This is a genomic window from Micrococcus sp. KRD077 (assembly GCF_017168505.1).
Lineage (GTDB): Bacteria > Actinomycetota > Actinomycetes > Actinomycetales > Micrococcaceae > Micrococcus > Micrococcus luteus.
In genome coordinates, this window is record NZ_JABFAZ010000037.1 from 52,010 (window position 1) to 73,469 (window position 21,460).

Genomic DNA, 21,460 nt, shown 5'->3' on the forward strand with positions numbered 1-21,460 from the left:
CGGCCTCGTCCCGGCCCCTCTGCCGTCCCAGAGGAGAACCGCCATGTCCCGCACCCCGCACCGCGCCCTCGCCGCCCTCTCGGTGGCCGCCCTCGTCCTCACCGGCTGTTCGGTGTCCGGCTCGTCCGGCGACGGGGCGTCGTCGTCCGCCGCCGGCGCCGGCGGCGAGCCGACGACCGTGACGATCATGACGCACGACTCGTTCAACCTGCCCCAGGAGCTCGTCCAGAAGTTCGAGCAGGAGTCCGGCTACACCCTGAAGACCACGGCCCCCGGCGACGCCGGCAGCGTGGTGAACCAGCTCCTGCTGGCCAAGGACGAGCCCACCGTGGACGGCGTCTACGGCGTGGAGGACCACTCGGCGCACCGCCTCGTCCGCGAGGGCGTCGTCGCCGAATACACCCCGCAGGACCTGCCCGCCTCCGCACAGGACCGGATGGTGGAGGACCGCATGACCCCGGTGGACCAGGGCCAGGTGTGCTTCAACACGGATCCGGCATGGTTCGAGGCCCACGACGTCGAGGCCCCCACCTCGATCGACCAGCTCGACGACCCCGAGTACGCGAAGCTGACGGTCGCCACCTCCCCCGTGGCCTCCTCCCCCGGCCTGGCGCTGCTCGCGGCCACCACGGAGAAGTACGGCGACGACGGCTGGCAGGACTGGTGGCAGGGCCTGATGGAGAACGGCGGCAAGATCGCCGACAGCTGGTCCGACGCCTACAACTCGGACTTCTCCGGCGGCGAGGGCAAGGGCCAGTTCCCGGTGGTGCTCTCCTACTCCTCCTCCCCCGCGTTCGCCCCCGAGACCGAGGTGATCGAGGACTCCTGCACCCCGCAGGTCGAGTACGCCGGCGTGCTCGAGGGCGCGAAGAACCCCGAGGGCGCGCAGGCGTTCGTGGACTTCATGCTCACCGAGGAGGTCCAGTCCGCCCTGCCCGAGTCGATGTACATGTACCCGATCGACGAGTCGGTGCAGCTGCCCGAGGAGTGGGCGCAGAACGCGCCGCTCGTCGAGGACACCGTCACCCCGGACCCCGCCCGCATCGACGAGCGCCGCGAGGACCTGCTGAAGGAGTGGACCGCCCTGTCCGAGGCCTCCCGGCGCTGATGTCCGCGCTCACCGAGGTCGCGGCCCCCGGCACGGACCTGCCGCGCCGGCGGGCCCGCGGCCGGGGGGACGGGCTCGGCCCGTGGTGGCTGGTGGCCGCCGTCCTGCCGGTCGCCTTCCTGCTCGTCTTCTTCGCGTGGCCCGTGGCGGCCATGCTCTGGCGCGGGATCGGCGGCGACGCCGAGACGTTCACCGGCGCCGTGGACCTCACCGCCTTCGGGGAGACCCTCGCCCGCGAGCGCACGTGGCGCATCCTCGGCCAGACGCTCGGCATGGCCGCCGCCGGCACGGTGGTCTCGGTGGCGCTCGGCCTGCCGACCGCGTTCGTGCTGCACCGGCGTCGCATCCCGGGGCGGGCCGTGCTCCGCGCCCTCGTGCTCGTGCCGTTCGTGCTGCCCACGGTGGTGGTCGGCGTCGCGTTCCGCGCCCTGCTCGCCCCCGGCGGACCGCTGGGCTTCACCGGGCTGGACCAGACGACCACCGCCGTCGTGCTGGCCATGGTCTTCTTCAACGTGTCCGTGGTGGTGCGCCAGGTGGGCGCGCTGTGGAACGCGCTGGACCCCCGCCAGACCGAGGCCGCCCGCACCCTGGGCGCCTCGCCGTGGCGGGCGTTCCGCACCGTGACGCTGCCCCAGCTCGCCCCGGCGATCGCCGCGAGCGCGGCCCTGGTGTTCCTGTTCTGCGCGTCCGCGTTCGGCATCGTCCAGACGCTCGGCCGGCCCGGCTACGGCACGCTCGAGTCGGAGATCTGGGTGCAGACCTCCGTCTACCTGGACCTGCGGACCGCGGCGGTGTTCTCCGTGCTGCAGTTCGCGGTGGTGCTGGCCGCCGTCGTGGTCTCCGGCGTGACGGCGGCGCGCACCCAGCGGGCGCTGCGCCTGCGGGAGACGCCGCCGGCCCGGCTCACGCGCGCGGACGCGGTCCCGGTGGCCGTGATGCTCGCGGTGGTGGCGCTCGTGGTGGCCCCGATCCTCACGCTCGTGGTGCGCTCCTTCCACACCCGCCACGGCTGGGGGCTGGGCAACTACCGGCTGCTGTCCACGAGCGCGGGCAGCGGGTTCGTGGGCGGGTCGACGCCGGCGCAGGCGCTCGAACAGTCCCTGCGGGTGGCCGTGGACGCCACGCTCGTGACGCTCGTGGTGGCCGTGCCGCTGGCCCTGCTGCTGACCCGGCCCTTCCGCTCACGCGCGGCGCTGGCGGCCCAGCGGGCCCTCGACGGCGCCCTGCTCCTGCCGCTCGGGGTGTCCGCGGTGACCGTGGGCTTCGGCTTCGTCGTGTCCCTGCGGGCCACGTTCCCGGAGCTGGCGGCCTCGGGCGTGCTCGTGCCGCTGGCCCAGGCGGTGGTGGCGCTGCCGCTCGCGGTGCGGGCGCTCGTGCCCGTGCTCGCAGCGGTGGACCCCCGGCTGCGAGAGGCCGCGCGCACCCTCGGGGCGGGCCCGTGGCGGGTGCTGGCCACGGTGGACGGCCCGTTCCTCGCCCGCGGCGTGGGCGTGGCCGCGGGCTTCGCGTTCGCGGTGTCCCTGGGCGAGTTCGGGGCCACGAGCTTCCTGGCGAGCCCGTCCGCGCCCACCCTGCCGGTGCTGATCGCCCGGCTGCTGGGCCGGCCGGGCGCGGACAACTACGGGATGGCGCTCGCGGCGGCCACGGTGCTGGCCGTGCTGAGCGCCGGGATCATGCTGGTGTGCGAGCGGCTGCGCCCCCGGGGCCCGGCCGGGGCGGGAGGTCTGTGATGACGCCGACGACGACGGGGGCCTCCCTCCGGCTGCGGGATGTGGCGATCCGCTATCCGGACGGCTCCACCCCCGTGCGGGGGACGGACCTGGACGTGGCCGCCGGGGAGATCGTGGCGCTCGTGGGCGCCTCCGGCTCGGGCAAGTCCACGATCCTGCGCGGGATCGCCGGGCTCGAGGACGTCGTGGCGGGCACGGTGGAGCTCGACGGGCGGGACGTGGCGGCGGTGCCGACGCACCGCCGGGGCGTGGGGATGGTGTTCCAGGACGGGCAGCTGTTCCCGCACCGGACCGTGGGCCGGAACGTGGCGTACGGCCTCGAGTCCGCCGGCTGGGACCGGGCCCGGCGGCGGGCACGCGTGGCCGAGCTGCTGGACCTGGTGGGCCTGACCGAGCTCACGGACCGGCCTGTGCAGCGGCTCTCCGGCGGGCAGGCCCAGCGCGTGGCGCTGGCCCGGTCGCTGGCCCCGGCCCCGCGGGTGCTCCTGCTGGACGAGCCGCTGTCCGCGCTCGACGCGGACCTGCGCCGGCGCCTGGCCGAGGACATCCGGGCGGTGCTGCGGGCGGCGGGGACGACCGGCGTCGTCGTCACCCACGACCTCGCGGAGGCCGCCGTGATGGCCGACCGCACCGTGCGCCTCGGCGCGGGGGGACGCATCGCGGCGGAGGAGGACGGCCCGGCGGTAGCCTCTCAGGCATGACCCCGCCCGCACCCCGCCCCCGGCTGACCGCCCAGGACGTGGTGGACGCCGCCGTCGGGATCCTGCAGGACTTCGGCATGGGCGACCTGTCCATGCGGCGCGTGGCCGGGGTGCTGGGCGTGCAGGCCTCCGCGCTGTACTGGCACGTGCCGGACAAGCAGTCACTGCTGGCGCGGGTGGCGGACCGGATCGTCGCCGAGGCGGAGGAGACCGTGCGCGCCCGCCGCGTCACGGACCTGGCGGGCCGCGCCGAGGCCGCGGAGGCCGCCCTGCTGCGGCACCGGGACGGGGCGGACGTGGTGCTCTCCGCCCTCGCGCTCGGGCTGGGCGGCCTCGGCCTGCACCGTCTGCTCACCGAGGCGGCGGACACCCCGGAGGACGGGGAGCGGGCCCTGGCGCTGCTGCTGGGCACCGTGTCCCTGCGGCAGCAGCGCGCACAGGCGCAAGCGCTCGGCGTGGCGACCGGCCCGGACGTGCAGCGGCACCGCACGGACCCGCTCTGACCCCTCGTCCGACGCCGCCGCGCGGGAGGCCGAGGAGAGGAGACCTGCCTCCTCACAGGTGCGCTCGGTAAGGTCGCCCAGAGCAGAACAGGTCGGGACGGGTCGTCCCCTTCGTCCACGGCGATCCCGCCCGACCGCCGCAGTACCAGCATGGCCCGCCGGACCCGGCTCACAGTTCCGGCGCGGTCCCCTTCGACACAGCCGGCGAAGCCATGGGAGCACGGATCAACCACCCGCGGACGGTCGTGGACCGGACGCTGCATCACGACGTCGAGCCCGCACACCCCGCGGCGCTCGTCGACGTGGGCTGGGACTTCCGTGGCCCGGGCGCCAAGGCGGAGGAGCAGCACCGCCCGCTGCGCGTGGTCCGTGCCCGCCGGCCTCGGGGCACCCCGCGGGACCGGAACGGCGTCGACCTCACGCGCACCGGCCCCGTCGTCCGATGCAGGTCCAGGCGGAGGGCGGGGCCGTGGTCCACGCGATCCCGTCGTGCAGGTGGCGGTGGACCATCCTGAGACGGCCAGTGGGGGTCAGGGGTGCGTTAGCGTGAGTCATGAGTGGGTCTTTTCGGGCAGGTGGGTTGTTGAGGAACTTCCATCCTGCGGGGCGGGGCCCACTCGTCTCATCTCAGCCGGCGCCTCGTGGCAAGAACCTCATGACCCACAACACCTAGCGTGGGGCCATGAGCACCCATCGCCTGTCCTCCACCGCCCTCGGGTTCGCCGCCGGACTGGGCACCGCGGCCGCTGTCACCGCAGCCCGCAAGATCGCCCTCATGGGCGCCGTGGGGAAGGGCCACCCGCTCAAGCACCGCCTCCTGGACGCGGCATCTGGCCTGGTCCAGCCGAAGTACCCCATGGGCGCGATGAGCACCTATCTCAACGGACTGCACTTCTACGCCGACGACCTCGGCCGACAGGTCGAAGCCAGCCACTTCTGCATCCACCTGCGCCACGACCTGCACCAGTGCGTGATCTTCGACCGCAACGCGCCGGACGCACGGCTGATCGGCATCGAGTACATCATCAGCGAGGAGCGGTTCCGCAGCCTCCCCGACGAGGAGCGGCGCCTGTGGCACAGCCACCACTACGAGGTGAGCTCCGGCGCCCTCACGGCCCCCGGGGTGCCCGAGCTGGCCGAGCACAGTTACTTCGAAGACCTCATCCACACCTACGGGAAGACGTTCCACACCTGGCAGTACGACCGGGACGACTTCCCGTACGGCATCCCCCAGCTGATGATGGGCCTCACCGGCGACGGCCAGGTGGACGAGGCCCTCCTGCGCGCCCGGGACGAGCGCGTGGGCGTGGACACCGCGGCCAAGCGGCGCCACCGCGCGGACATCCCGGTCCCGGACGTGGTGCCGGGCGCGAACAGCTGGGAGCGCGGGCGGGTCGTGCAGACCACGCTCGAGGAGCGCCCGGTGCGGGGCCGCGACGACTGAGGCCGGCGTCGTCGGCAGGGCGCCGTTTCCCGAACGACAGCGGTGCGACACGCCGCCGTTTCCCGAACGAAAACGCTCGGCGGGCCGGCGCCGTCATCCGGATCGGGCGGGGGCGCCCCGCGAACGAAAGCACTTCCGCCGCACGGGTCGCGGCAGCGAGAACGCTGGGCTCAGACCTTGCCCTTGAGCAGTCGGTGCCAGTAGATCCGGGGCTGGCCGAACCGGTCGAAGGCCGCCGTGCTCTTCCGCGGCTTCGTCAGGTCCACGCCGGGGATCGACCGGTCCTCGGAGCCGTCGCGGACGTGCTCGTCCAGGACCAGCTCGTCCCGGCTGACCATCACGGGGATCACGGTGTAGCCGTCGTACTTCTGGAGCGGCTTCCCCGCGTCCGCGGCCTGGATGTTCTGGGTCAGGATCTTGACCTGCCGGCGCAGGGCTCCGCCGGAGGGCCGTGTGCCCAGGGCGGCGGCGTCGCCCAGCGCCCACACGTGCGGGTGCACGGGATGCCGCAGGGTCGCGGGATCCACGGCCGCCAGGCCGGCCTCGCCGTCGTCCGCCAGGCCCGCCTCGGCGATGAACTCCGGGGCCCGCACCACGGGCGTGATGTACGCGGCCGCGACGTCGGTGATCCGCTCACCGGTGTTGAGCACCACCTCGCGGGCCTCGTGGTCCACGGCGTTCACCTCTGCGTCGGCGTGCACACGGATGCCGTACCTCGCCACGGCCTCGGCCAGAGCGGGGTCGATGGTCTGCCGGTCCAGGATCCGGCCGTACGGGGTCACCAGGCGGACGTCCACGTCCGGCAGGATCCCCGTGCGCTCCCACGCCGCGCAGGCCAGGAACAGCGCCTTGAGCACGGTGCCGCCGCACGAGGAGGGCTCAGCCGGCACATTCGCCACCACACGGTCCCCCGCGGCCACACGCGACAGCAGCGCCCGGGCGGCGTCCACGTGCTCGGGCACGTGCGCACTCGCCGCCCATCCGGCGGCGTAGGCCTCACGCAGCCCGTCGATCGCACCCCACCACGGGGTCAGCCCCGGGCAGAGCACCAGGTGGCGGAAGCCGACGGTCAGCCCGGTGCTCGTCACCGCGGTCCGTTCCTCGGCGTCCACGGCCACGACGTGGTCCGGGATCCATTCGACCCCGTCCGGGATGACGGCCCGCATCGGCCGTTCGAACCGGGCCATGTCCGCCTGCCCGCCCGCCGCGTAGTTCAGCATGGGCCGGTAGCGGTGCAGCTGTTGGCCGTCGACGATGGCGACCCGCCCCTGCCGCTTCCGCCGCAGTGCGGCGGCCAGGGACACGCCGGCGTTGCCGCCACCGACGATCAGGATGTCGTACTGCTCTGTCACGTGGTCCTCCGTGGGGTGACGGGGTCAAGGAACGGTACGTCCGCCCCCGCAGACGTGCTCCGCGGCAGACGGGACGTGCTGCCCATCCTCCACTGGGGGCCGGAGCCGGCGCTAGCCCGTAAGGCCCAGCAGCCGCAGCTGGTCGGCGTACTTGCGCATCCCGACCTCCACGGCCTGCGGGTTCTGCGTGTACCAGTCCAGGTGGGTCTGCCGCAGCTGCTCGGCCGGGACGGTCTGTCCGGCCACGGTCCAGTCCTCGGTCGGCTCGGCGTCGAGGTCGAGGGCCTCCACCACGACCGCCTCGAGGGGCGCGCGCACCCCGCCGAGGAGCACGCGGGAGGCGGGCACGGGCTGGACGGCGACGTCGCCCGGCAGGTGCCCGGCCACGCGCTCGGCCACGCGGGTCAGCAGCGTGTTGGTCGGGTGGTTCACGGTGTAGAAGCCGACGCCCCGCTCCGCCGCCACCAGATCCGCCATGGACAGCGTCCCCTTCGCCTCCTCCCTCGCCCGCAGCGCCTGCACGGACGCGGCCGCGGCCTCGCGGATCGCCGCCGGCGCCACCTCCCGACGACGGCCCGTCGCCGCCTCGGCCAGCACGCGCAGGTCGTGGTACGGCACCACGGGCGGGTCCTCCCCCGGCCGCTCGGCCGCCCCGGGCGCGAACTTCCAGTTGCGGAGGGTGACCTGCCAGGGGAAGCGCGAGACGTCGTACACCACGGGGATCCGCACCACGGCGGCGTCCTCGGGCAGCCGGGCCACGAGCTGGTCCGTGCCGATGGGCATGCCCCGGTAGTCGTGGGGGATCGGCTGGGTGACGAGCGCCTTCACGCGCGGCAGCAGCCGCTCCAGGTGCTCGACCTCGTCCGGCTGGACCTCGAAGGCGGGCGGCACGCGCACGCTCACCAGGTCCGCCCCGTGCAGCGGTGTGCCGGGCTCCCCGCCGAGCAGCCGCCGGTAGGACTCGCCCTGGCAGTTGCCCCACACCAGCAGCAGGTCGCCCTCGGGCAGGTCTTCGAGCCCATAGAAGTGGCCGTAGTGCCGGCGTCGTCCCTCGTCCTCGTGCACGCCTGCGTCCTCTCTCCTCAGCCGTCCTCGCGCCGGATCCAGTCGACGCCCGTCTTCCCGAACCACCAGGCCAGGAACGCGGAGAGCGCCGCGAAGTCCAGTTCGTCCAGCTCGCTCATCGGCCCTCCCGTGCTCCGTCCTGCCCGCGATTGTGCCAGCCCCGCGGACACCGGCCCGCTCAGCCCCAGCCGCCCCACCACGCCTCGAGGACCGGCACGGCGGCCACGGGCGCCCAGCCCAGCCGGGAGGCGGGCACCCGCCACACCCGCGCCGTCCCGCCCCGCCGACGCCGCCACCGCGCCCGGGCGCACGTCAGCACGGCGAGCACGTCGCGCTCGGCCCGCTCGCCCGGCTCGCCCAGCACCTCCACGCGCTCGACGCCGGCCCGTTCCAGGCGCAGCAGCCACGCGGCGACGGCGTCCGCGTCAGGCCGGGCTCCGGCCGCGGCGGGCCGCAGCGGCATGCGCACGTCCACGGACCAGTCGGGCACCGACCGCACGGCGTCGAGGTCGCCGCGCGCCGGCGTCGGCGGCAGGTCCTCGGCCGCCGCCGCGCCGCCGTCGGGCTCGCCCAGCAGCCGCACGCGGGGGTCGCCGAGCGCCCGCGTCGCCGCCTCGTCGAGGCCGCCCACGACGCCGACCCGCGCCCCCGGTGCCGCGCGCAGCACGGCGTCCACCGCCACCACGGCCGCCGCCGCGCCGTCCGCGCCCTCCGGCACCCGCACGCGCGCCTCGACCCGCAGCGGGCCGGCCAGGGACAGGCCGTGGCCGCGGGCCGTCGTCGCGGGGATGCGGGAGGCGAGCACGAGCGCCTCGCGGGCCTTCACCCGGGCGGCCTCGGCGGTGTCGCCGCGTCCGCCGAAGTCGGCGCCGGCCTGCCACGCCACGGCGTCCGGCGCGTGGCGCAGGGCCGCCCCCACGCGCCACAGCCGGTGCGCCAGCTCCCAGTCCTCCCCGCCGTAGCCCACGAACGCGGGGTCGAAGCCGCCGGCGTCCTCGTAGACCTCGCGCGCCATCGTGAGCACGGCCGAGATGACGTACCGGTAGCCGGTGGAGTCGGCGCGGCGCAGGTCGTCCGTCGCGCGGTACCCGTCACCCAGCCACGCCGGCTCAGCCAGGCGGGAGCTCTCCGGCACCTCGTCCCCGGGCCGCCAGCCGTCCGCCCAGGCCCGCTCCAGCCAGGCCTCGGCCAGGTGCCGCCGCCGACCCACCACCGCGGCGTCCCGGGGCGCCGTGGCCACCGCCGCCAGCGCCGCGGCGAGGTACCCGGGCTCGGGGAGCATGTCCCCGTCGAGGAAGGCGAGCACGTCGCCGTCGGCCGCCTCCGCCCCGAGCGCCCGGGCCGCCGAGGCGCGGAACCCGCGGTCCCGCTGGCGCACGGTCACCACGTCGAACGGCAGGCCCGGGTCCACCCGGGGCGGGACGGGCGAGCCGTCGTCGGCCACCACGAGCTGCAGCCCGCCGGTCAGGCCGCGCTGGGCCGCGAGCGCGGCCGTGAGCCGGTCGAGGTCCGCCTGGGCCCGGTAGTAGGGCACCACCACGGAGACGGCAGCGCTCACGTCCACCTGTGCACGCGGCGGAGCACGTCGAAGAGCATCCGCGCGCAGTCCTCGGCCCCGGGCGAGAGGTCCACGGCGGGGTCGAGCCACGTGCGCTCGGGGTCCTCGACCGCCTCGGCGATCGCCTCGGCCAGCGCGAAGGCCGGCGACCCGTTCGGGTGCACGAGCCGCAGGGTGCCCGGGCGCAGGCGCTCCATCTCCTCCGTGTAGCGGCCCGCGGAGGCGATCGCCCGCCGCCCCACCGAGGTCCACGCCGCCAGGGACCCGGACGCGGACACGTTGCGGTGCGCCGCGAACGGGATGCCCGCCGAGAGCAGGGCCGCGTCCGCGAACTCGTCCGGCACGAACCCGGTGACGCGGAACTCCAGGCCGCGCGCCTCGGCGTCGCGGGTCAGCTCCGCCACGAGGTCGTCATGCCCGATGCTGACGGGTCCGAGCGCCGTCAGCCGGCGCGGCGCCCCGGAGTCCGGGCCCCACTGGCGGTGCAGCTCGGTGAGGGCCTCCAGGGCGAGGGCGTGCCCCTTGCCCGGGTAGACGAAGCCGAAGAGCACGAGGTCCCGGTCGAGGCCGGCCATGCTCTCCGGCACCACCGGCTCGGCGCGGGCGGCCGCGGCCCGGCGGTCCTCCACGGGCAGCGGGACCACGTCCGCGGCCACGTCCACCAGGTCCGCCAGCAGCGCCCGCTCGTGCTGCGAGGAGACCACGACGCCGTCCACCGCCTGGGCGAGCCGCGCGTATGCCTCGCCGCGGCGGCGGTAGCGGCCGTCGCCCTCGGCGGGCTGCGGGATGTCGTGCAGGGTGAGCGTGGTGCCCTCGGGCAGGACGTCGACGAGCAGGTCCGCAGCGGCGGTCGCGGTGGGGCCGAACAGCGCGTCCGTGACGTCCAGGTGCACGGCGGCGCCCAGCGCGCGCGCCTCCTCCAGCACGGGCACGAGGCCCCGGAACGCCGCGACGTCCTCCGCCGTGAGCAGCTCCACCTCGGCGCCCACCCGACGGAGGGCGGCGGCGGTCTGCCGGCCATGGCGCACCACGCCGTGCTCCGGCGCGCCCACGGTCACGTACAGCACACGCCCCTGCGGCTGCGAGTCCACGTCCACGATCCCCTTCACCTGCGGCGGCGCTCCTCGACGCGGCGGCGCGCCGGAACGGACAGGATGCCGCTGCTCCGATTCTCCGATCCTGCCCTGACAGACTAGATTTCGCGACCCCCGACCCGGGACGGGGACACGCCGCCCGCGCGGCATCGCATCCCCCAGGTCAGGAGGCCCTCCCCCGTGAGCATCACCGTCCAGCACGTGCCCGCGCAGCACCCGTACACCCGCGCGATCCGCCCCCTCGACCCGGGCGCCGCGCCGGACGTGGAGTTCCTGCCGGACCCGCCGGTGCCGGGCGCGCCCGCACACCAGTGGTGGCCGCCCCGGGCCCTGCACGCGGAGTGGCTGGCCGAGCACCGCCCGGACGTGCTGCACGTGCACTTCGGCTTCGAGCACTTCAGCCCCGCCCAGCTGGCCGCCGCCCTGGACGCGCAGCACGCGCACGGGGGCGCCGTCGTCGTGACCGTGCACGACCTCGAGAACCCGCACCTGACAGACCAGGGCCCCCACCGGGACCGCCTGGCCGTGCTGCTGGGCCGCGCGGACGCCGTGCTCACGCTCACCCCCGGCGCCGCGGCGACCCTCGCCCGCGACTACGGCGTGCGCGCCCTCGTGGTCCCCCACCCGCACATCGTCCCGCTCGAGGACCTCGTGGCGCAGGGCGACGACGACGCCCCCGGCGCGGAGCCCGGCCTGCTGCCCCCCGACGCGTCCGACGACGGCGACGGCGCGGCCGCCCCCGCCCGCCTGCTGGTGCACGCCAAGGACCTGCGGGCCCAGGTGGCCCCGGTGGCGCTGCTGCCGGTGCTCGCCGCCGCCGTCGCGACGCTGGCCGACCGCGGCCTCGACGCGCGGGTGACCGTGGAGGTCCAGGACACCGTGCAGGACGAGGACGCCCTGGCCGCGCTGCGCGCGGGCTGCGCCCACCACGGCTTCGAGCTGTGGCAGCACGACCGGCTCGACGACCCCGCCCTGCACGCGCTGCTGCGCGACGTGGACGTGTCCGTGCTGCCGTACCGCATCGGCACCCACTCGGGCTGGGTGGAGATGTGCCGGGACCTGGGGGTGCCGGTGGCCGTCGCGGACATCGGGCACATCGCGGACCAGTCCGGCGCCTGGTTGACCCCCGACTCGCTCGCCGCGTTCGACCCGGAGGATCCCGACTCCCTCGCCGACGCGCTCGAGACGCTGGTGCGCGCCCGCGCGCGCACGGCCCCCGCCGATCCCGCCGCCCGGGCCCGGCAGCGCCGTCGCGTGGCGGCCGCCCACGTGGCGGTCTACCGCGAGGCCCTCGCCCGGGCGCGCGGGGCGCTGCCGAGCGTGTCCGTGCTGGTCATCACGGGGCACCGGGACGAGCACCTGTCCCGCGTGATCGCCGGGCTGGAACGCTCCCACCGCCGCCCGGACCAGGTGGTCGTGGTGTTCATGGGCCAGCCGGACGGGCGCGTCCCGGCCACGGACCTGCCCGTCACCGTGGGGCACGTGGCCGCCGACGCCGGGCTGCCCCTGGCGCAGGCCCGCAACCGCGCGGCCGAGCTCGCCACCGGCGAGATCCTCGTCTTCCTCGACGTGGACTGCATCCCAGCCGCCGAGACCGTCGGCGTGCTGGCCACCGAGGTCGCGGCCCACCCCGGGTCCGTGGTGATGGGCCGGCCCCGCTACCTGCGGCCGGGCTGGACCCGCGACGTCGGGGAGGCCGACCTGACCTCGCATCGCGCCGACGCCCTGCTGCGCCGCCTCTCCGTGCCCCACCGGGCGCGCGCGCACCTGACCGCCGGGCCCTCGGACGAGTGGCACCTCGTGTGGACGCTGATCCTGGCGCTGCGGCGCGCGGACCTGGCCCGCATCGGCGGTTTCGACGCGGGCTTCACCGGCTACGGCGCCGAGGACACGGACCTGGCCTTCCGCGCCCGCGACGCCGGCCTGACGCTGCGGTTCAGCCCCGCCGAGGCGTTCCACCAGCACCACGGCGTGATGACCCCGCCGCTGCACCACCTCGAGGACATCCTGGTCAACGCCCGCCGCTTCCGGCAGGTGCACGGCCGATGGGCCATGGAGGGGTGGCTGCGCGCGTTCGCGGACGCGGGGCTGATCGCGTGGGACCCCGAGGGCGAGCGGCTCGAGCTGCTGCGTCACCCCACGGAGGCGGAGCTGACGGCCGCCCGCCGCGACGACGCCGCGTACTGAGGGGCGAGGCGCCGGGGGCGTGCCGGACTCAGCCCAGGGCACCCTCGATCGCCGCCTCCCAGCGCCGCCGGTACTCGCCCGGCGCCACGAGCAGCAGGCCCGCGAGCCGGTCGGCGGCGGCCGGGTCCGCGAGGGCGCCGCGCACCGCGCCGGCCCAGTCCGCGTCCGGGTCCTCCCACGCGCACCACGGCACACCCGCGGCCCGGTGGATCTCGCGGACGAACACGCGCTGCTCGTCGAACGGCCGCGGCTCGGGGGCGAGCACCACGGGACGGCCGGAGCGGGCGGCGTCCACCACGGCGTTGTGCCCGGCCGAGACCACCACGACGTCGGCGTCCGCGGCCCGGCGGGCCGGCGCCTGGACCCAGCCGTGCAGCGTCACAGTGGCGGGCATCGCCTCCGCCGCGAGCCCGCCCGGCGCCTCCGGCTCGCCCACCCCGGCGATCGGGCCGTACACCTCCCACGTCGCCTCCGGCACGGCGGACGCCGCCCGGGCCAGGTCCGCGGCCCGCACCCCGCCGCCGCCCGTCCCGGCGATCACGGCGACGCGCGGGGCGGTGCCGGCGGACGCCGTCGTCGTGGCGCGGGTGCCGAGCCGGCCGGTGACGTCCGCGACCCCGAGGTAGGTGACCCGGCCGACGTGGGCGGCGCGCCAGGCGGGGACCTCGAGCTCGGCGGCGTAGTGGGCGAAGAGGCCGTCGGCCTCGGCGTAGACGAGGGCGTGCGCGGGGTCGGTGCGCTCGCCGTGCATGCGGCGGTGCAGCACGGGCCAGCCCGCCAGGCGCAGGAACAGGGCCGCCTCCACGGACACGTCCACCACGCACACGTCCGGGTCCACCCGTTGCGCCGCCGCGTGGAGGGCGTCGAAGCGCGCCCGGATCTCGGTCCCCACCGGGGACCAGTGCAGGGGTGAGCGGGCCGGCTGCTGGTGGCCGGGCACGAGGTCCGAGGGCAGCGGGATGACGGGGACGTCCGCGGGCAGCAGTTCGGCCGCCCGGGGGTGGGCGGTCACGACCGTCACGTCGAACGCCCCGGTCGACGCCAGGCCGGCGGCGTGCCGCAGGTGCCCCGCCCCGTGCTGGTGGGCGTAGTAGAGGACCCGCCTGCGGGCCGGAGCCATCAGAGGGACTCCAGGTCCGCCGCATCGGCGGACGGGCGCGGGACCCCCTGCGGGTCGAACCCGTACGCGTCCTCGGCGGCGGCGAGGTCACGGGCGTCCTCGGCGGCCTGCTCGAGCAGGTCCACGTAGCCCTCCACCATGGTCTCCGCGCTGAACCGGCAGGCCCACGCGCGCACGCGTCCCCGGTCCTTGCGGCGGGCGTGACGGATCGAGACCGCGAGCTCCTGCGCCGTGTGGTGCACGGCCAGTGCGCCGGCCTGCGGGGCGACGATCTCCCCCATCGCGCCGCTGAGCAGCGCGGCCACCGGCACGCCGAGCGCCATGGCCTCCACCACGGCGAGCCCGAACGGCTCGGCCCACAGGGGCGTGGCCAGGAAGACCTCGCCCGTGGCGAGCATGTGCGGCAGCGCGTGGTGGTCGAGGTGGCCGTGGTAGACGGTGTCCGGGCCGAGCCGCGGCACGACCTCGCGGGCGTGGTACTCCTCGTCCGAGATCGGCCCGGCGAAGTGCAGCTCCATGCCCGCGATCCGGGCGGCGTCGATCGCCACGTGCAGGCCCTTCTCCGCCGTGATCCGGCCCGACCACACGGCGCGGCCACGCACGGGGACGGCGTCGGAGACCCAGTGGTGCAGCTCGATCCCGTTGGGCACCACGTCCACCCGGGGCAGCCGGTGCTGCCAGGCCAGCGCGTTCGACGCGGACACCGAGGCCCACCGGTGGTGGTGGGGGGCCGTCCAGTCCGGGGCGTCGACGACGGCCAGCACCTCCGCCAGCGTGGCCGGCGTGTGCAGGACGGTGACCATGGGGCGGGCGCGCAGCAGCTCGAGCGGCGCCGGGGAGAGGGAGTTGTTCAGGACGGCGTCGGAGTCGTCATCGAGGATCAACGCGCAGGCCCGGCGGGCGGCCGCCTCGCGCACGCGGGCGCCCGCGCGGCCCGGGCCGGCGCCCTCGGCGGGCAGCACGGCGACGACGTCACCCGGCAGCCGGGTGCCCTCCCGTGCGTAGACCGTGACGTCGTGGCCCCGGCGCACGAGGTGCTCCACAGTCATGGCCGTGTGCATCTCCAGCCCGCCCTCGTAGGGCGAACGGATGGGGTGGAGCATGTGGGTGAGCACGCTGATGCGCATCGGCGTCCCCTTCCCGGCCCGGGCCGGGCCGAACGGCCCCGTGCGGGGCGGCAGAAGCGCGACTGACCTGCGGTGAGACGACCGCGTCACGTCCGCGCTGACGTACCCCGGCACTGTAGACACCCGGGGGGTCCCCCCGGAAGCGCCGACCCCCCTCCCGGGGGTGAGGGCAGGGCAGGCGCACACCCCCCCGTCACGAGAAAGTCCCGGCCCGCGATCTCAGGGATCGCGGACCGGGACGGCCCGTGGAGCTAAGGGGAATTGAACCCCTGACCTTTTCATTGCGAACGAAACGCTCTACCAACTGAGCTATAGCCCCAGGTCATGCCCTCCCGCAGGAGTGCACCGGACCATCATACGCCCGACGCCCCCGATCCTCCAATCCGGCGGCGCCCCGCGGCGACCACGCCGAGCACCACACCCGCCAGATCCGCGACGACATCCACCGGGTCCCCCGTCCGCAGCGGCACCCACGCGTGCTGCACGAGCTCGCTCACCGGCGCGTGCACCGCGAACGGCAGCGCCCACCACGCGCTCCGCCCCCGCCACACGGCGAGGAACGCGGGCAGCGCGAACACGGCCACGTGGATCGCCTTGTCCAGTCCGGGCACGGTGAACCCGGCCTCCGGCACCTGCTCGCCCGGCAGGTACAGCACCACCAGCTGCACCACGACGGCGACGGCCAGCGCCGCCGCCAGGGCGCGGCGCCGTCGTCGGGAAGCGGGGGCGGAGGGGGCGGCCGGGGAGCCGGAGGGAACGGTCATCCGCCCATTCTGTCCGGCTTCCGTGCCGGGCGCTCCTGATCCCGACCCCGCTGAAAAGGCTCTATGTTTTTGCCATTTCTGCGCCGACCATGTGAGGATCAGCCCATCCGGGCGGGCTCGTCCCGCCGGGATGCCGGTGTTGACAGCGCCGCCCAGGGCCGAGGGACCGCGATGGCTTGAGCAGAGAGCTCGCCGTTCGTGGACTCGGGACCCGGCGGGATGCCCTCCACCTCCCCGGCCCCTGGCCGCGACGTGATCGGTACGCCACCCTCCGCCCTGCGGAGCCATGCCCGGACCGGACCGCGCCGGGAGATCGGGACGTCCGTAGTCACTCGCGCGAAAGGAAGTTCGATGCCGCCCTCCCAGGACGCAGCATCCCTGACCCAGCTCGGCGTGATCGGGGTGATCCTGCTCGTCGCGCTGTTCTACGGCGGGACCATGATCATGTCCGTGGCCATCTCCAAGAAGAAGGAGAACGCCGACGCCTACATGACGGCCGGCAATCGGATCGGCTTCGGCGTGTCCGCCGCCTCCATGACGGCCACCTGGATCTGGGCCGCCTCCATGTACGCCTCCGTGACCGCCGGCTACACGTACGGCGTCTCCCGTGCTCGGCTCCGTCATCTCCCTGACCTCCAACTTCATCGCCGGCGGCGCCCTGATCTCCCTGCTGTCCCCGCTGTCCTTCGGCGCGGGCATCCTGATCGTGGCCGCGGGCGTGCTGCTGTACACCCTGTGGTCCGGCTTCCGCGCCTCCGTGCTCACCGACTTCGCCCAGGTGATGGCCATGCTCGGCGCGACCGTCATCATCATCCCCGCCGTGTTCTTCGCCGCGGGCGGCCCGGGCATGTTCCAGGCCGGCGTCGAGGCCGGCCACGTCACGGCCCAGCAGCAAAGCTTCTTCTCCTCCGAGTCGTTCATGAACCAGGGGGCGCCGTACATCGCCGCCGTGCTGGCCTACGCGATCGGCAACCAGACCATCGCCCAGCGCCTCTTCGCCGTGCGTGAGGACCTCATCAAGCCCACCTTCATCACGGCCACCCTCGGCTACGGCGGCACCGTGATCGGCGTCGGCATGCTCGGCGTCATGGCGCTCTACCTGGGCGTCGAGCCGCTCGACGGCGACGTCAACAACCTCCTGCCGCAGATGGTCGCCGACCACCTGCCGCTGGCGCTCGTGGCCCTGGCGTTCCTGATGATCATCGGCTCGCTGTCCTCCACCGCCGACTCGGACCTGTCCGCCCTCTCGTCGATCGTGATGACGGACGTCTACGGCCAGTCGGTCGGCCGCAAGAACGCCGACCCGAAGACCATGCTGCTGATCGGCCGCATCACCATGATCGTGGCGACGGCGGCGGCCCTGTACTTCGCCACCGCCAAGTTCGACATCCTCGACCTGCTGGTCTTCGTGGGCGCCCTGTGGGGCTGCCTCGTGTTCCCCGTGATCGCGTCCTTCTACTGGGGCAGGATCACCAACGTCGCGTTCACGGTGTCCGTGCTCGCCGCGCTGGCCGTGTTCCTGCCCGTGCGCTTCGAGTGGATCCCGATCGAGGGAGCCTGGGCGTTCGTGGTGGAGACCCTCGCGATCCTCGGCGTGGGCGTCGTGCTGGGCATCATGTGCTTCGGCTTCTTCGGCCTGCGTCCGGCGGTCGTGGTCGGCGCGATCGCCTCGGTCGTGATGCTGTTCCTCGGCTACGGCTTCCTGCGGGACTACGCCACCCTCACGGGCTCGCTCGTGGCCTACGCCGTGTCCTTCCTCGTGTGCTGGGGGCTGTCCGTCCGCTCCGGGCAGGACTTCGACTTCGACCGGATCGCGCGCGTGACCGGCGACTTCGACCCCGCGACCGAGGACCTGCCGCAGGTCGAGCGCGCCTCGGCCCCCGTGTCCTGATCCCCCGTCCACCGACTCACAAGGAGCATCCGCATGACCGTCGGTCTCACCCTGTACGTCCTGATGTGGCCCGTCCTCGTGCTGGCCGTCCTCGTCGCGATCGCCCGCGGCTTCGTCGCCGACTGGGCCGCGGCCCGCCGCGAGGGCCGCTCGATCATCTGAGGCCTCCGCCGGGGGCGGCCCGTGACCCTGGTGGTCCTCGCCCTCGACACGGTCTTCCGCCTGACGCCCGCCGAGACCTCGGCCGCCATCCCGGGCATCGCCGGGCTCGAACACTTGCTCGTGACCGCCGGTCTCGCGCTGCTGTTCGTCGCCCTGTACGGCGGCGTGCGGGAGCGTCAGGCCCACCTCGAGACGGGCCGCGCCGGCGGCGCCGTCGTCGAGGGGGCCTGACCCGCTCGATCCCCTGCTATACCGCGCCCGCGTCAGCGAGCGCGGTCGAGCAGGATCACGTCCAGGCGGCGCGGCCCGTGCACGCCTTCGACGCGCTCGAGCTCGATGTCGCTCGTGGCCGAGGGACCGGAGATCATGGTGATCGGCGCCGTCGCCTCCACGCGGGCCAGCGCCTCCGGGAAGAGCTCCACCACGGAGTCCAGCGGCACGATGCACACGTGGTGGTCCGGGACCAGGGTGATCGCCCGGCGGCCCTCGTCCGGGCGGCCGCTGAGGAAGATCGTCCCGGTCTCCGCGCAGGAGACCGTCGAGGACGTCACCACCGCGTCCACCTCGTTCAGCGCGTCCACGCTGAGGGGCTCGCGCTCGCCGTCGTGGGCGCCGCGGACCGCGGCCCGCTCCCCCGTGTGGCCCACCGCGGGCTCCGTGATGCGCTCCCGGCCTGCCCCGCGGGAGTCCGTGGGGAGCCAGTCCGGCTCCAGGCCGGCCGGCACCACGTACCGGGCGTCCGGGCCGAGCAGCTCGGCGATGGCCGCGGCCACCGTCTCCTCGGTCTCGTCCCGCACGGAGGCCCGGTAGTCGATCAGCCGATCGCGCAGCATCTCCACCACCTCGGACCGGTCCCGGGAGGAGGTCCGCCGGTAGGTGCGCTGCACCGGGTCCGCGACCGGCCCGTCCGCCGTCGCCTCGCGGATGCGCCGCAGGATCTCGGCCTTCGCCTCGCTCATCGTCCGTCCTCCTCGACGTGCTCGTCCTCCTGGCGGTCCAGCCCGGCGACGCCGTCCAGGGCGGTCCGGTGCTCGGTCTCATCCTTGTGGCGGGCCCACCAGTTGCGGAAGGACTCCCGCGGGGGCGCCGGCACGTCACGCTCGTCGGTCCACCCGCCGGCGATGCCCGGCAGCCAGCCGAGCACCCGGTCCGGCCCGGCCGCGACCCGGCCCAACCCCAGGCCCCGCTCGGCCAGCGACATGCGCCGACCCGAGGACATCACCACGGAGGCGCCCTTCATCGCCACGTCCATCTGCGAGGGCGTGACGGACTCCACAGCCGCCTTGGCGCGGGCCAGGGGGCCGGCAGCGGCGTCCTTCTCCGTGCGCAGGGCCTTCCGGGCGGCGTGGGTGGCCTGCACGTCCTCGTCCCGGAGGTGGATGAGGATCGAGGGGATGTCGATGGCCACGGGGCAGACGTCGTAGCACGCGCCGCACAGCGTGGAGGCGTAGGGCAGGGTGCCGTTCTCCCCCGCGTCCACACCGGTGAGCTGCGGGGAGAGGATCGCGCCGATCGGGCCCGGGTAGACCGAGCCGTAGGCGTGGCCGCCGGTCTGCTCGTACACGGGGCACACGTTCATGCACGCCGAGCAGCGGATGCAGTGCAGCGCGGAACGGCCCTTCGGGTCGGACAGCACCGCGGAGCGGCCGTTGTCCAGCAGGACCAGGTGGAACTCCTGAGGACCGTCGCCCTCGGTGACGCCCGTCCACATGGAGGTGTACGGGTTCATCCGCTCGCCCGTGGACGAGCGCGGCAGCAGCTGCAGGAACACCTCGAGGTCCTCGAAGGTGGGCACGAGCTTCTCGATGCCCATCACGGTGATCAGCGTCTCCGGCAGGGTCAGGCACATGCGGCCGTTGCCCTCCGACTCGACGACGGAGAGCGTGCCCGTCTCGGCGACGCCGAAGTTCGCCCCGGAGATCGCCACCTTCGTGCTCAGGAACTTCTCGCGCAGGTGCCGGCGTGCGGCCTCGGCCAGATCGGCCGGCTCGGAGGTGAGGCTCTCGTCCGTGTCCGGCATCTCCCGGCGGAAGATGTCCCGGATCTCCCGGCGATTGCGATGGATCGCCGGGACGAGGATGTGGCTGGGCCGGTCGTGGCCGAGCTGGACGATGAGCTCGGCCAGGTCCGTCTCGACGGCGGCCACGCCGGCATGCTCGAGCGCGGCGTCCAGGCCGATCTCCTGGGTGGCCATGGACTTGACCTTGATCACCTCGTCCACGCCCTTGGCGGTGACGAGCTCCGTGATGATGCGGTTGGCCTCGGCCGCGTCCCGGGCCCAGTGCACGACGCCGCCGCGCGCGGTGACCTCGGACTCGAGCCGCTCCAGGAGCGCGGGCAGGTCCGCCATGACGGACTGCTTCAGCGCGGAGCCGGCGGCGCGCAGCTCCTGCCAGTCCGGCAGCTCCTCGACGACGCCGGCACGCTTGGCACGGATGGTGTGCGTGGCCCGGCGGATGTTGGCGCGCATCTGGCCGTTCCCCAGCTGCTCGCGGGCAGACTCGGGGAACGGGGTGTTCAGCAGGATCTCGCCCTCGCCGTGGACGGGGCGGACGGTGGGCATTCCCAGGCGCACGCGGGTGGGTGCGGTGCTCATCGGCGGGCCTCCTCAACACGGGCGGACGGTCCGCGGCGGGCGCCGGCGGACGCGGGGATGGACAGTTCGACGGGGCCGTCGACCTCGAGCGGGTTCTCCCGGGTGGCCGCGAGGATCTCGGCGAGGTGCACGGTGCGCAGCGGGCGGCCGTCCTGGCCGCGCGCCTCGCGACGGTGCATGGCCCCGTCCAGGTGGAGCAGGCAGGACGCGTCGCCGCCCGTGCAGAGGGAGGCGCCGGACGCGGTGACCTTCTCGATCTTCTCCTCCGCGATGGCGGCGGAGACGTCCGGGTTCTTCAGGGAGAAGGTGCCGCCGAAGCCGCAGCACTCCTCGGCGTCCGGCAGCGGTCGCAGGTCGATGTCCGCGACGGTGCGCAGCAGGTCCTCCTGGCGCGAGCCCAGGCGCAGCAGGCGCATGCCGTGGCAGGAGGGGTGGTAGGTCACGGTGTGCGGGAACCAGGAGCCGAGCTGGGCCCCGGCGTCCGTCACCCCGAGGACGTCCGTGAGCAGCTGCGACAGCTCGAGGGTGCGGGAGGCGACGACCTCGGCGTCGCGGGCCAGACCCTCGTCCCCGCCGGAGCGGGCGACGTCCGGCTGCTGGTGGCCGAGCGAGGCCACGCAGGAGGCGGAGGGGGCGACGGCGAGGTCGTAGTCGGCCTTCATGAAGGTGCGGACGTGGTTGCGCACGACGGGCAGGGCGTCCTCCATGTATCCGCTGTTGACGTGCATCTGCGAGCAGCAGACCTGGCCGGGCGGGAAGACGACCTCATGGCCGAGCCGCTCGAGGATGCGGACGGTGGCGAGGGCCACCTTGGGGTACATCGCGTCCACGATGCACGTGGCGAACAGGGCGATTCTCATGCCGGTCTCCGTTCCGGACGGGGCGCCTGGGGCGCCGTGCGGTGCCGCAGCACACGGGTGCCGTAGTGGTCAGACCATATCATGCCAGCCGCTTGCGAGGTGACCGCCCTCACAGTACGCTCCTTGGTCTGACCACAGTGGTCCGACCATCACCGGCCCGACCGGATCCCGCCCCGTCCCCTCGCCCACCGGGAGACC

18 protein-coding genes, 1 tRNA gene and 1 pseudogene are annotated in these 21,460 nt (G+C 74.7%); 9 read left to right on the top strand and 11 right to left on the bottom strand.

Going from position 1 to position 21,460, the window contains the following annotated elements:
• The first annotated feature begins 43 nt into the window (after window positions 1–43).
• From J1M39_RS09505 to J1M39_RS09525, 5 genes are all read left to right on the top strand, one after another.
• The gene (locus tag J1M39_RS09505; RefSeq protein ID WP_206496718.1) at window positions 44–1,108 is read left to right on the top strand and encodes a thiamine ABC transporter substrate-binding protein; all 1,065 of its coding nucleotides are present in this window, start codon (window positions 44–46) and stop codon (window positions 1,106–1,108) included.
• On the top strand, window positions 1,108–2,838 hold the full coding sequence (locus J1M39_RS09510; RefSeq protein ID WP_101967497.1) for an ABC transporter permease: 1,731 nt from the start codon (window positions 1,108–1,110) through the stop codon (window positions 2,836–2,838). Before J1M39_RS09505 ends, J1M39_RS09510 begins: the two co-directional genes overlap by 1 nt.
• Window positions 2,838–3,539 carry an ABC transporter ATP-binding protein gene (locus tag J1M39_RS09515; protein WP_036316162.1) on the top strand — a complete coding sequence of 234 codons (702 nt, stop codon included), beginning with the start codon at window positions 2,838–2,840 and terminating at the stop codon, window positions 3,537–3,539. Before J1M39_RS09510 ends, J1M39_RS09515 begins: the two co-directional genes overlap by 1 nt.
• Entirely contained in the window at window positions 3,536–4,042 is a 507-nt protein-coding gene (locus J1M39_RS09520) for a TetR family transcriptional regulator (RefSeq protein WP_036316161.1), read from the top strand. Before J1M39_RS09515 ends, J1M39_RS09520 begins: the two co-directional genes overlap by 4 nt.
• 682 nt (window positions 4,043–4,724) lie before the next feature.
• Window positions 4,725–5,486: an OBAP family protein gene (locus J1M39_RS09525; protein ID WP_148408524.1), complete on the top strand. Its 762-nt coding sequence runs from the start codon at window positions 4,725–4,727 to the stop codon at window positions 5,484–5,486.
• Between the two features lie 170 nt (window positions 5,487–5,656).
• On the opposite strand, the gene J1M39_RS09530 is transcribed toward J1M39_RS09525, so the two are convergent.
• From J1M39_RS09530 to J1M39_RS09545, 4 genes are all read right to left on the bottom strand, one after another.
• Entirely contained in the window at window positions 5,657–6,838 is a 1,182-nt protein-coding gene (locus tag J1M39_RS09530; RefSeq protein WP_148408523.1) for an NAD(P)/FAD-dependent oxidoreductase, read from the bottom strand.
• A gap of 111 nt (window positions 6,839–6,949) precedes the next feature.
• A complete protein-coding gene (locus J1M39_RS09535; protein ID WP_113914318.1) occupies window positions 6,950–7,903 on the bottom strand; it encodes a WcbI family polysaccharide biosynthesis putative acetyltransferase in 954 nt (317 codons plus the stop codon).
• A 178-nt stretch (window positions 7,904–8,081) separates the two neighbouring features.
• The gene (locus J1M39_RS09540) at window positions 8,082–9,461 is read right to left on the bottom strand and encodes a glycosyltransferase (protein ID WP_342356403.1); all 1,380 of its coding nucleotides are present in this window, start codon (window positions 9,459–9,461) and stop codon (window positions 8,082–8,084) included.
• Window positions 9,458–10,570, bottom strand: a complete 1,113-nt coding sequence (locus J1M39_RS09545) for a glycosyltransferase family 4 protein (protein ID WP_144825180.1) — start codon at window positions 10,568–10,570, stop codon at window positions 9,458–9,460. The genes J1M39_RS09540 and J1M39_RS09545 overlap by 4 nt, the downstream gene beginning before the upstream one ends.
• Before the next feature lie 165 nt (window positions 10,571–10,735).
• Here J1M39_RS09545 and J1M39_RS09550 point away from each other — a divergent pair, with 165 nt between their 5' ends.
• The gene (locus J1M39_RS09550; RefSeq protein WP_206496720.1) at window positions 10,736–12,742 is read left to right on the top strand and encodes a glycosyltransferase; all 2,007 of its coding nucleotides are present in this window, start codon (window positions 10,736–10,738) and stop codon (window positions 12,740–12,742) included.
• 28 nt (window positions 12,743–12,770) lie between these two features.
• Here J1M39_RS09550 and J1M39_RS09555 read toward each other — a convergent pair whose 3' ends face one another.
• The 4 genes from J1M39_RS09555 to J1M39_RS09570 all read right to left on the bottom strand — a co-directional run bounded on the left by J1M39_RS09555 (window position 12,771) and on the right by J1M39_RS09570 (window position 15,753).
• Entirely contained in the window at window positions 12,771–13,862 is a 1,092-nt protein-coding gene (locus J1M39_RS09555) for a glycosyl transferase (protein ID WP_206496721.1), read from the bottom strand.
• Entirely contained in the window at window positions 13,862–14,989 is a 1,128-nt protein-coding gene (locus tag J1M39_RS09560; protein ID WP_206496722.1) for a glycosyltransferase, read from the bottom strand. The genes J1M39_RS09555 and J1M39_RS09560 overlap by 1 nt, the downstream gene beginning before the upstream one ends.
• A gap of 246 nt (window positions 14,990–15,235) precedes the next feature.
• Window positions 15,236–15,308: transfer RNA gene (locus J1M39_RS09565), tRNA-Ala, on the bottom strand.
• Between the two features lie 34 nt (window positions 15,309–15,342).
• Complete coding sequence (locus J1M39_RS09570; protein WP_206496723.1) at window positions 15,343–15,753, bottom strand: VanZ family protein; 411 nt, start codon at window positions 15,751–15,753, stop codon at window positions 15,343–15,345.
• A 351-nt stretch (window positions 15,754–16,104) separates the two neighbouring features.
• On the opposite strand from J1M39_RS09570, the pseudogene J1M39_RS09575 reads away from it, so the two are divergent.
• The 3 genes and pseudogenes from J1M39_RS09575 (at window position 16,105) to J1M39_RS09580 (ending at window position 18,037) form a co-directional block, all read left to right on the top strand.
• Window positions 16,105–17,644 (top strand): annotated as a pseudogene (locus J1M39_RS09575) (sodium:solute symporter family transporter).
• Between the two features lie 33 nt (window positions 17,645–17,677).
• A complete protein-coding gene (locus tag J1M39_RS12340; protein ID WP_036339645.1) occupies window positions 17,678–17,806 on the top strand; it encodes a putative transporter small subunit in 129 nt (42 codons plus the stop codon).
• Between the two features lie 21 nt (window positions 17,807–17,827).
• Window positions 17,828–18,037 (top strand): hypothetical protein, encoded by a 210-nt coding sequence (locus J1M39_RS09580; RefSeq protein WP_020624127.1) that lies wholly within the window; start codon window positions 17,828–17,830, stop codon window positions 18,035–18,037.
• A 32-nt stretch (window positions 18,038–18,069) separates the two neighbouring features.
• On the opposite strand, the gene J1M39_RS09585 is transcribed toward J1M39_RS09580, so the two are convergent.
• From J1M39_RS09585 to J1M39_RS09595, 3 genes are read right to left on the bottom strand one after another with little or no spacing between them, the layout of a single operon-like run.
• Window positions 18,070–18,765: a LutC/YkgG family protein gene (locus J1M39_RS09585; RefSeq protein WP_206496724.1), complete on the bottom strand. Its 696-nt coding sequence runs from the start codon at window positions 18,763–18,765 to the stop codon at window positions 18,070–18,072.
• Window positions 18,762–20,402, bottom strand: coding sequence for a LutB/LldF family L-lactate oxidation iron-sulfur protein (locus J1M39_RS09590; protein WP_078026225.1), 1,641 nt, complete (start codon window positions 20,400–20,402; stop codon window positions 18,762–18,764). The genes J1M39_RS09585 and J1M39_RS09590 overlap by 4 nt, the downstream gene beginning before the upstream one ends.
• Window positions 20,399–21,262 carry a (Fe-S)-binding protein gene (locus J1M39_RS09595; protein WP_036339657.1) on the bottom strand — a complete coding sequence of 288 codons (864 nt, stop codon included), beginning with the start codon at window positions 21,260–21,262 and terminating at the stop codon, window positions 20,399–20,401. The genes J1M39_RS09590 and J1M39_RS09595 overlap by 4 nt, the downstream gene beginning before the upstream one ends.
• Between the last annotated feature and the right edge of the window lie 198 nt (window positions 21,263–21,460).